Annotated in this window: 13 protein-coding genes and 2 pseudogenes; all 15 read left to right on the top strand. The window is 62.8% G+C overall.

The window, feature by feature from the left end; all coding sequences use genetic code 11:
- Positions 1 to 78: 78 nt before the first annotated feature.
- The 15 genes and pseudogenes from rpsE (at position 79) to ald (ending at position 9139) form a co-directional block, all read left to right on the top strand.
- On the top strand, positions 79 to 549 hold the full coding sequence (rpsE, locus tag O2807_07330; GenBank protein ID MDA1000314.1) for a 30S ribosomal protein S5: 471 nt from the start codon (positions 79 to 81) through the stop codon (positions 547 to 549).
- 65 nt (positions 550 to 614) lie between these two features.
- Complete coding sequence (gene rpmD / locus O2807_07335) at positions 615 to 803, top strand: 50S ribosomal protein L30 (protein MDA1000315.1); 189 nt, start codon at positions 615 to 617, stop codon at positions 801 to 803.
- Positions 804 to 815: 12 nt separating this feature from the next.
- Positions 816 to 1328 (top strand): 50S ribosomal protein L15, encoded by a 513-nt coding sequence (rplO, locus tag O2807_07340; GenBank protein MDA1000316.1) that lies wholly within the window; start codon positions 816 to 818, stop codon positions 1326 to 1328.
- Complete coding sequence (gene secY, locus O2807_07345; protein ID MDA1000317.1) at positions 1329 to 2651, top strand: preprotein translocase subunit SecY; 1323 nt, start codon at positions 1329 to 1331, stop codon at positions 2649 to 2651.
- Positions 2651 to 3283, top strand: a complete 633-nt coding sequence (locus O2807_07350) for an adenylate kinase (GenBank protein ID MDA1000318.1) — start codon at positions 2651 to 2653, stop codon at positions 3281 to 3283. The genes secY and O2807_07350 overlap by 1 nt, the downstream gene beginning before the upstream one ends.
- The gene (map, locus tag O2807_07355; GenBank protein ID MDA1000319.1) at positions 3280 to 4029 is read left to right on the top strand and encodes a type I methionyl aminopeptidase; all 750 of its coding nucleotides are present in this window, start codon (positions 3280 to 3282) and stop codon (positions 4027 to 4029) included. The genes O2807_07350 and map overlap by 4 nt, the downstream gene beginning before the upstream one ends.
- 77 nt (positions 4030 to 4106) lie before the next feature.
- Positions 4107 to 4319, top strand: a pseudogene (gene infA / locus O2807_07360) (translation initiation factor IF-1).
- A 43-nt stretch (positions 4320 to 4362) separates the two neighbouring features.
- On the top strand, positions 4363 to 4476 hold the full coding sequence (gene rpmJ, locus O2807_07365) for a 50S ribosomal protein L36 (protein MDA1000320.1): 114 nt from the start codon (positions 4363 to 4365) through the stop codon (positions 4474 to 4476).
- Between the two features lie 19 nt (positions 4477 to 4495).
- On the top strand, positions 4496 to 4867 hold the full coding sequence (rpsM, locus tag O2807_07370; GenBank protein ID MDA1000321.1) for a 30S ribosomal protein S13: 372 nt from the start codon (positions 4496 to 4498) through the stop codon (positions 4865 to 4867).
- Positions 4868 to 4894: 27 nt separating this feature from the next.
- Positions 4895 to 5296, top strand: coding sequence for a 30S ribosomal protein S11 (gene rpsK, locus O2807_07375; GenBank protein ID MDA1000322.1), 402 nt, complete (start codon positions 4895 to 4897; stop codon positions 5294 to 5296).
- Between the two features lie 35 nt (positions 5297 to 5331).
- On the top strand, positions 5332 to 5964 hold the full coding sequence (gene rpsD, locus O2807_07380) for a 30S ribosomal protein S4 (protein ID MDA1000323.1): 633 nt from the start codon (positions 5332 to 5334) through the stop codon (positions 5962 to 5964).
- Between the two features lie 80 nt (positions 5965 to 6044).
- Positions 6045 to 7061, top strand: a complete 1017-nt coding sequence (locus O2807_07385) for a DNA-directed RNA polymerase subunit alpha (GenBank protein ID MDA1000324.1) — start codon at positions 6045 to 6047, stop codon at positions 7059 to 7061.
- An 11-nt stretch (positions 7062 to 7072) separates the two neighbouring features.
- Positions 7073 to 7423 (top strand): annotated as a pseudogene (gene rplQ / locus O2807_07390) (50S ribosomal protein L17).
- 184 nt (positions 7424 to 7607) lie between these two features.
- Complete coding sequence (locus O2807_07395) at positions 7608 to 8030, top strand: PaaI family thioesterase (protein MDA1000325.1); 423 nt, start codon at positions 7608 to 7610, stop codon at positions 8028 to 8030.
- Complete coding sequence (gene ald / locus O2807_07400) at positions 8027 to 9139, top strand: alanine dehydrogenase (GenBank protein MDA1000326.1); 1113 nt, start codon at positions 8027 to 8029, stop codon at positions 9137 to 9139. Before O2807_07395 ends, ald begins: the two co-directional genes overlap by 4 nt.
- Positions 9140 to 9266 lie beyond the last annotated feature (127 nt).

The raw sequence follows: 9266 nt of genomic DNA on the forward strand, positions 1-9266 counted from the left end.
GTGGTCTCCAATTCTAACATGGCTAACAACAACAGATCTTTTTCCTCCGGCCCCGGCAACAACTCGGGTGAGCCCGGCATGTTCGAGAAGGTGGTCTTCATCAACCGCTGCGCCAAGGTCGTCAAGGGCGGCCGGCGCTTCAGCTTCAGCGCCCTGGTGACCGTCGGCGATCGCCACGGCCGGGTGGGCCTGGGGCTGGGCAAAGCGAACGAGGTGCCCGAGGCCATCCGCAAGGGTGTGGAAAAAGCGCGGAAGGCCATGGTGAAAGTCTCCCTCGAGGGGAACACGATTCCCCACCAGGTGATGGGAAAATTCGGAGCCGGCCGGGTGCTGCTGAAGCCGGCGAGCCGGGGAACCGGGGTCATCGCGGGCGGAGCGGTGCGGGCGGTCCTGGATGTGGCGGGGGTTCGCGACATCCTGACCAAGTGCATCGGGACGACCAACCCGCACAACGCGGCGAAGGCCACCCTTCAGGGGCTGACCAAGATGCGGACGATGGATAATGTGCGTGCCATCCGGAAAGTGGTGGAGGCCCCTGCGGCCGAATAGCGCGCGCCAGGAGAGACGAGATGCCGGAGAGCAAAAGAGAAGCCAAGGCCCGCGCGAATCAGGCGGTGGCGAAGGGAACGGTAAGGGTCACGCTCCGCAGGAGCCCCACGGCCTATGACTACAGGCAGCGCGAAGTGCTTCGTGGCCTGGGCCTGCGCCGGATTCATCAGAGCATCATCCGTAAGGACAACCCCAGCATCCGGGGAATGATTTTCAAGGTAAAACATCTTGTTGAAGTGGAGGAGGGCGCCTAGCCCGGCACTGCGATGGCGAAAGACGCGAAGCAAGAAAAAACCTATACCCGGCTCGAGGATCTGGCGGGCAAGCACGGCACCACCCACGCCCGCAAGCGGGTGGGGCGCGGGTCGGGTTCAGGGCACGGCAAGACATCCGCCCGCGGGATGAAGGGCGCCCAGTCGCGCTCGGGCTACTCGAGAAAGACCGGCTTCGAGGGCGGCCAGATGCCCCTCCAGCGGCGACTCCCGAAGCGCGGTTTCAACAACATTTTTGCGAAGGATTTTTCCGAGGTGAACGTGGGCCGTCTCGAGAATTTCGAGACGGGTGCCACGCTCGATACGGACGTGCTCCGGGCCGCGGGCTTTGTCCGCAAGGTGTCCCGGGATGGAGTGAAGATTCTCGGGGCCGGGAAGATTGCGAAAGCCCTGCATCTGAAGGTACAGGGCTGCACCGCCTCGGCCCGCAAGAAGGTCGAAGGGGCCGGAGGGAGCATCGAGATCGTGGCGCTCCCGAAGGCGGGTCCGAAGAAAGCGAGCGAATAAATGGCAGGCGGCGGCATCCCCAATATTTTCCAGGTCCCCGAGTTGAAGAAGCGGATTTTCTTCACGATCGGCATACTGGCGGTCTACCGGCTCGGCGCGCACATCCCGACGCCGGGGATCGATGCGGTGGCGCTCGCCGCCTTCTTCGCCGAACTCGGGCGGAGCGGAAGCACGCTGATGCAGTTCTTTGACATGTTCACCGGAGGCGCGCTCAGCCAGCTCACCATCTTCGCCCTCGGCATCATGCCCTACATCAGCGCCTCCATCATCATGGAGCTGTTGACGGTGGTGGTTCCCCATCTCGAGCGGCTGAAGAAAGAAGGCGAGTCCGGCCGCAAGAAGATGAACCAGTACTCCCGCTACGGCACCGTCGTTCTCGCCACCGTCCAGGGGTTCGGCATCGCGGCGGGCATCGAGCAGATGACCGCTCCGACGGGGCAGCTCATCGTGCCCGATCCGGGCTGGAGTTTCCGCCTGCTGACGGTCCTCACCCTCGTGTCGGGGACGGCGTTCATCATGTGGCTCGGCGAGCAGATCACCGAAAGGGGCATCGGCAACGGCATCTCGCTGATCATCTTCTCGGGGATCGTCGTGGGGCTGCCCAGCGCCACGCTGAACACCATCCGCCTGGTGCGGGGCGGGGAGCTTTCCATCTTTCTCGTTCTCCTCCTTGTGGCCGGCATGATCGCGGTGGTGGGGCTGGTGGTGTGGTTCGAAGCCGGGCAAAGACGCATCCGAATCCAGTACGCCAAGCGCGTGGTGGGGCGGAAGATGGCCGGCGGCCAGGAGTCGCACTTGCCTCTCAAGGTGAACACATCGGGCGTGATTCCGCCGATCTTCGCCAGCTCGATCATTCTTTTCCCGGCGACCATCGCCCAGTTTTCCGGCATCCCCTGGTTGCAGGACATCAGCGCGGCGCTCTCCCCCGGAAACTCGCTTTACGTCATCGTTACGGTCTTGATGATTTTTTTCTTTTCGTATTTCTACACGGCGATTATTTTCAACCCGATGGATGTGGCGGACAACCTTCGGAAATACGGAGGCTTCGTTCCGGGGCGCCGCCCCGGCCGGCCGACCGCCGACTTCATTGACAGAACCTTGAGCCGGCTCACCTTCATCGGGGCGATTTACCTGAGCGCGATCGTCATTTTACCGACCTATCTGATCCGTTGGTTCAACGTCCCGTTCTTCTTCGGCGGGACCGCGCTTTTGATCGTAGTCGGCGTGGCGGTGGATACCCAGCGCCAGATTGAGAGTCATCTGGTCATGCGCAACTACGAAGGCTTTTTGAAGCGCGGGCGGATGCGGGGAAGGACGGCGTAGTGAAGATCGTTCTGTTCGGGCCTCCCGGGGCCGGCAAGGGAACCCAGGGCGCACGCTTGAGCGAGAAGTACGATATCCCCCAGGTCTCGACGGGGGACATGCTCCGCAAGGCGGTGGCGGATGGAACGCCGCTGGGAAAACAGGTGGGGGAAATACTCCGGGAGGGGAAGCTGGTTTCCGATGATTTGATCATTTCGATCATCCGGGAGCGGATTGCGCAGCCCGACTGCGCGAAGGGTTTTATCCTGGACGGCTTCCCCCGCACCCTGGAACAGGCCGGGGCCCTGGAGGGGGCGCTGGAGGGGAGCCTGGACGTTGTGATTTACCTGAACGTGCCGCGCGAGGAAGTGATCGAGCGGCTCTCGGGGCGGCTCACCTGCAGAGATTGCGGGGCGGTCTTCAAGAAGAGCAAGCTGACCGCGTGCCCGGCCTGCGGCGGGGAGCTCTACCAGCGCGAGGACGACAAGCGGGAAACGGTGGAGAATCGGATCCGCGTCTATGAAGAGAGCACGGCGCCGCTGGTCGCGTTCTACCGTGAACGTGGCAAGTTGGCGGATATCGTTGGTGTCGGTGGCGAAGATGAGATTGCCCGCCGGATTGAGGAAGGCATTTCTCAGTACGCGGTATCATGATTGTTTTGCGCTCCCCGGAGGAAATCGAGAAGTTGCGGGAGAGCAACCACATCGTCGCTTTGGTGATGAAGGAGCTGAAGAAAGCGGTGAGGCCGGGTGTAACGACCCTGGAATTGGACGCTCTGGCCGAGCGCCTTTTGCTCGAGCGGGGGGCCACGCCGGCCTTCAAGGGCTACCGGGGGTTCCAGCATACGATCTGCGCCTCGGTGAACGAGCAGGTCGTGCACGGCGTTCCCTCGGGCCGCAAGCTGAAGGAAGGAGATATTATCAGTATCGATTTGGGTGCCAAGCATGATGGCTACTTCGGGGATCACGCGATGACGATCCCGGTCGGCCGTGTCAGCAAGCAGGCGCAACGCTTGCTCAAGTGTTGCGAGCAGGCCCTGTGGAAGGGAATCGAAAAGGCGCGCCCGGGCGGGCGGCTTTTCGATATTTCCCACGCCATCCAGGAATTCGCCGAGGCGGCCGGCTACGGCGTCGTCCGGGAATATGTCGGGCACGGCATCGGCGCGAAGCTGCACGAGGAGCCGCAGATTCCCAATTTCGGCGAACCGGACACGGGGCCGGAGCTTCGCCCCGGGATGATCCTGGCGATCGAGCCGATGCTGAACGAGGGTACAGAGGAGGTAAAAGTCCTGAGCGATAAATGGACGGTGGTGACCGCAGATGCGAAGCTTTCCGCTCATTTTGAGCACTCGATTGCGATCACCGAATCCGGCCCCGACGTGTTGAGCGAAGTGAAATGAGACTTCCAAATCAACCGCCGAGAAGAAGAAAGAAAAAGAGAAAAAGAAGCACCGGGGATCGCGAAGAAGCCGCCCCGAAAGAAGATGTCCTTGAAATGGACGGCGTCGTGACCGAAACATTGCCGAACGCGATGTTCCGGGTGGATTTGGAGGGAGGCCATAATGTCCTCGCTCACATTTCCGGGAAGATGCGGATGCATTTTATCCGTATCCTCCCGGGTGACAGCGTGAAGGTGCAGCTCTCGCCCTATGACCTCACGCGCGGGCGAATCACGAGCCGCTACAAGTGAGGCCGCCTGGAATGAGGAAGGGCGCAAGCCGGGAGAGTGTCAGATGAAGGTTCGTGGCTCGGTCAAGCCAATGTGCGACAAATGCAAGGTAATCCGGCGCAATGGCGTGGTGCGCGTGATTTGCACCAATCCCAAGCACAAGCAGCGCCAGGGCTAGCGCCAGGAGGGAGAATACGATGGCACGTATCGCAGGCGTGGATGTTCCGAACGACAAGAACGTGGAAATCGCCCTGACGTATATCTACGGCATCGGGAGAACCTCGGCCAGGCGGATCGCCGCCGAGGCCAGAGTCGACGGCATGACGAAGGTGCGCGATTTGACGGAGCCGCAGCTTCAGTCGATCCGCGAGATCATCGAGCGGGGCCATCAGGTCGAGGGCGACCTCAGGAGCCGCACCTCGATGAACATCAAGCGCCTCATGGATATCGGCTGCTACCGCGGGCTGCGCCACCGGCGCGGGCTCCCGGTCCGCGGCCAGCGGACGCACACCAACGCGCGCACCCGGAAGGGCCCCCGCAAAACAGTCGGGGCGAAGGGCAAGAAGTAGCCCGATCGCGGAAAAAGGAGGATAGAGGTGGCGCAGGCAGGCAAGGGAAAACGAACCAGCAAGCGGCGCAAAGAGCGCCGGGCCGTCGGAAAGGGTCAGGCGCACATCATGGCGACTTTCAACAACACCATGATTTCGATCGCCGATGCGGCGGGCAACGTGGTGTGCTGGTCCTCGGCCGGAGAGCAGGGCTTCAAGGGTTCGCGCAAGAGCACGCCCTACGCCGCCCAGATGGCGGCTGCGGAAGTGGCCAAAAAAGCGGCGGACATGGGCGTAACCTCTGTCGAAGTGTACGTGAACGGTCCGGGCTCCGGGCGGGAAGCGGCCATCCGCTCGCTCGCCGCCGCCGGGATCGAAATCAGCTTGATTCGTGACGTGACGCCGATTCCGCACAACGGTTGCCGCCCGCGTAAGCGGCGCCGGGTGTAGCAGGAAACGGCGTTCGGCCAGGAGGTAAGAAAGCATTGGCGCGTTATAACGATTCAGTTTGCCGGCTCTGCAGGCGAGAAGGCGTGAAGCTCTTCCTCAAGGGCGATCGCTGCCTCGGGGACAAGTGCTCCTTCGAAAAACGGAGCTTTCCGCCGGGCCAGCACGGCGCGGCCCGAACCCGCGGAAAAGTGAGCGATTACGGCCAGCAGCTTCGCGAGAAGCAAAAGGCCCGCCGGGTGTATGGCGTGCTGGAAGGTCAGTTCCGCCACTACTACGAGATTGCGACAAAGACGCGGGGCGTTACCGGCGATGAATTGTTGCAACTCCTGGAAAGGCGGCTCGACAACGTCGTCTACCGGGCCAGTTTTGCTGACTCCCGGAGCCAGGCGCGGCAGCTCGTGACGCACAACCACATCCGGGTGAACGGCAAGAAGGTGAACCGACCCACCTTTTCGGTCCGAAAAGGGGATGTCGTCGAGATCAAGGAGAAGAGCCGGAAGCTCGAGTTGATTCAGCGGAGCGCCGAGAAGGGCAAGGCCCGCGGCCTTCCCGGGTGGCTGGATGTGGATCTGGCCGATCTGAAAGCGCGCGTGCTGGAGCTTCCCGCACCGGCGGACCTGCAGATGGAGATCGACGCACAGCGAATCGTCGAGCTCTACTCAAAGTAGCGTGATACGGCCGGGAGGACAGTGCCCGGCGTGGATATCGTTTCTGATTACCGAATTCGCCGAACGGAGGCCGAGGGCCCATGACCCTGAACGCCGATCTGGTTAAGCCAAGTTCCCTGGAAACGAGCAAGGACGGTTTGAATGACACTTTCGGCCAGTTTCTCGCCGAACCGCTTGAAAGAGGCTACGGAACCACGCTGGGCAACGCCCTGCGCCGGGTGATTCTCTCTTCACTCCGCGGCGCCGCTTTTACGGCGGTGCGCATCGAGGGCGTGTACCATGAATTTTCCACCATCCCGGGCGTGATGGAGGATGTGACCGACATCATCCTGAACCTGAAAGACGTGGTCATTCAGATGGATGACGACATGACCCGGCATCTCAGCTACAAGCATTCGGGCTCGGCGGTGGAGTTCAAGGCCGGCGACCTCGAGGGCAGCGGGGTGCGGGTGCTCAACCCGGAACAGCACATCGCCACCCTGAACGAGGAGGCCAACTTCGAAATCGAGGTGGTGGCGAACATCGGCCGCGGCTATGTGCCCGCCGAGCGGAACGCGCAGCTCAACGAGCTGGGTCCGCAGTACATTCCCATCGATGCCGTCTACTCCCCGATCCGCAAGTGCAACTTCAAGGTGGAAAAGACCCGGGTGGGCGATCTGACCGACTACGACAAGCTCATCCTTGATGTGACGACCGACGGATCGATCGCTCCGATGGATGCCGTGGCCCACGCCGCCAAGATCCTCAAGGACAACCTCCAGATCTTCATCAATTTCGAGGAAGAGGTGGTCGAGATGAAGCTTCCCGAGGTGGACGAGCAGCGCTCGGTCCTCATCGAGAACCTGAACCGGAGCGTGGAGGAGTTGGAGCTGTCGGTCAGGAGCTATAACTGTCTGAAAAATGCGCGGATACAGACAATCGGCGAACTGGTCCAAAAGTCCGAGTCCGAGATGCTCCGGACGCGGAACTTCGGGCGCAAGAGCCTCAACGAGATTCGCGAGATTCTCACCGAGATGGGCCTCTCGCTCGGAATGGACCTGAGCCAGTTGAACGTCTCCCGCGATGAGCTGGGAGCCTCGGCCCAGGAAATGGAGTAGGGGGAAACGAAATGCGACACCGATGGCATGGCCGGAAGCTGGGCCGAACCTCCAAGCACCGCATCGCGATGACCCGCAATCTAGTCACCTCGCTCCTGGACGAGGAGCGGGTGCAGACCACGCTCGCAAAGGCGAAGGAAGTGCGGCGCCACGCCGAGCGCATCATCACCGTCGGCAAGCGCGGCTCCCTGCACGCGCGCCGTCAGGCGGCGGCCTACCTCCGCCGGGCGGATGTGGTGCAGAAGCTGATGGAAACCATCGCCCCGCGCTATGCCGAGCGGCCCGGCGGCTACACCCGCATTTTGCGGCTGCCCAACCGCCAGAGCGACGCCGCCCCGATGGCCATCCTCGAACTCGTGGATCGGGACACCACCCGGGAAGAGGCCGTTCTTGAGCGCCGGCGCCAGAAGCACGAGGCGGCGGGCGAGGCTTCCTGAGGCGGCGGAATCTTCAGCTCCAAAACGGGAGGACGGCCGGCTGGCCAAGTCCTCCCGTTTTTTTATTCTGAAGCGTGCGGGGACGCACTTCTTCCGGCGAGGGGAAAACATGGCGGCTGAAAGAGCCCGGCCCGATGCGAACGGCTGTTTCGTCTGCGGGTCCGAAAATCCGATCGGCCTTCGGCTGGCGTTTCGCCTCGAGGGGGATGTCTGCCGCTCCGAGTTCACCCCCGGCCCCCATCACCAGGGCTATGACGGCGTGACCCACGGCGGCATTCTTTACAGCGCCCTCGATGACGTGATGGCCAACTGGCTCTTTCTCCAGGGGACGCGGGCCTACACCGCCCGCTGCGAGGTCCGCTACCGCGATCCGGTACCGGTGGGAACCCCGCTTCACCTCGAGGCGCGGATGCTCCGCAAAAAAGGCCGCTTCGTCATCCTCGAGGGAAAAGCCACCCGCGCCGAGGGCGGCGCCCCCGTGGCCGAGGCCGAAAGCACGTTTCTCGTAGTCGAGGAGGGAGGCCAGCCATGATTGTCGGTCTGCCCGCCGAGATCAAAAAGGACGAGTACCGCGTCGCCCTCGCGCCGGCGGCGGTCGAGGCCATCACCTCGGCCGGCCATAGCGTTCTGGTCGAAAAAGGGGCGGGCCTCGGGGCGGGCATCACGGATGATGAATTCAGACAGGTGGGTGCCCGCATCGTGCGGAGCGCCGATGCGCTCTGGCGCCGGGCGGAAATGATCGTCAAGGTGAAAGAGCCGCTCCGGCCCGAGTTCGCCCAGATGCGCGAGGGACAGCTCCTTTTCACCTTCTTGCATCTGGCGGCGGCCCGCCCGCTTGCCCGCGAGCTCATCCGGCGCAAGATCCGGGCGGTGGCCTTCGAGACCGTCCAGATGGCGGACGGGGCGCTGCCCCTCCTCCAGCCGATGAGCGAGATCGCGGGCCGGATGGCGGTGCAGGAAGGGGCCAAGTACCTCGAAAAGCCCATGGGCGGCCGGGGGATTCTTCTCGCCGGCGCCCCGGGGGTGGCCCGCGGCAACGTGGTGATCCTCGGCGCGGGCATGGTCGGGATGAACGCGGCGAAGATCGCCTCGGGCCTCTACGCGGGAGTCACCGTTCTCGACATCAACCACACCCGGCTCCAGTACATCGACGATATCTTCGCGGGAAGGGTGAAGACCATCGCCTCGACGCGCTTTTCCATCCGCGAGGTGATCCGCGAGGACGACCTGGTGATCGGCGCGGTCCTCATTCCCGGCGCGCGCGCGCCGGTGCTCATCACCCGGAAGCTGCTCAAGGAGATGCCCACCGGCTCCGTCATCGTGGACGTGGCGGTGGATCAGGGCGGCTGCGTCGAGACGATCAAGCCGACCTATCACTCCAAGCCCACCTATGTCGTGAACGGCGTCATCCACTACGGGGTGACCAACATGCCGGGCGCCGTTCCGCGCACGAGCACCTTCGCGCTCTCGAACGCCATTCTTCCCTACGCGGTGGAACTCGCGAACGAGGGCTTGGAGGACGCCATCCGGAACCATCCCGAACTCGCCGCGGGGCTGAACGTGGCGGAGGGAAAATTCACCCACCCCGCCGTGGCAGGTGCCCTCGGGGCGAAGTACACCCCGCCGGGGGAGGTGTTTTAGGGTAATTTTGTATTCTTCGGAGATTAAAAATATCTGTGGACGATTTTAGTGATTGGTCGTGGGTCAGTTTGCACAACGGACCCGTGGTGTCATTCCGAAGGAGCGCAGCGACTGAGGAATCTGCTGT

It is taken from the genome of bacterium, assembly GCA_027622355.1.
Classification (GTDB): domain Bacteria; phylum UBA8248; class UBA8248; order UBA8248; family UBA8248; genus JAQBZT01.

Coding starts and splice junctions, on each gene's coding strand:
- O2807_07385 (MDA1000324.1), top strand. CDS start 6,045: ATGACCCTGAACGCCGATCTGGTTAAGCCAAGTTCCCTGGAAACGAGC.
- O2807_07395 (MDA1000325.1), top strand. CDS start 7,608: ATGGCGGCTGAAAGAGCCCGGCCCGATGCGAACGGCTGTTTCGTCTGC.
- rpsE (MDA1000314.1), top strand. CDS start 79: ATGTTCGAGAAGGTGGTCTTCATCAACCGCTGCGCCAAGGTCGTCAAG.
- secY (MDA1000317.1), top strand. CDS start 1,329: ATGGCAGGCGGCGGCATCCCCAATATTTTCCAGGTCCCCGAGTTGAAG.
- rpsM (MDA1000321.1), top strand. CDS start 4,496: ATGGCACGTATCGCAGGCGTGGATGTTCCGAACGACAAGAACGTGGAA.
- rpmJ (MDA1000320.1), top strand. CDS start 4,363: ATGAAGGTTCGTGGCTCGGTCAAGCCAATGTGCGACAAATGCAAGGTA.
- rplO (MDA1000316.1), top strand. CDS start 816: ATGGCGAAAGACGCGAAGCAAGAAAAAACCTATACCCGGCTCGAGGAT.
- ald (MDA1000326.1), top strand. CDS start 8,027: ATGATTGTCGGTCTGCCCGCCGAGATCAAAAAGGACGAGTACCGCGTC.
- map (MDA1000319.1), top strand. CDS start 3,280: ATGATTGTTTTGCGCTCCCCGGAGGAAATCGAGAAGTTGCGGGAGAGC.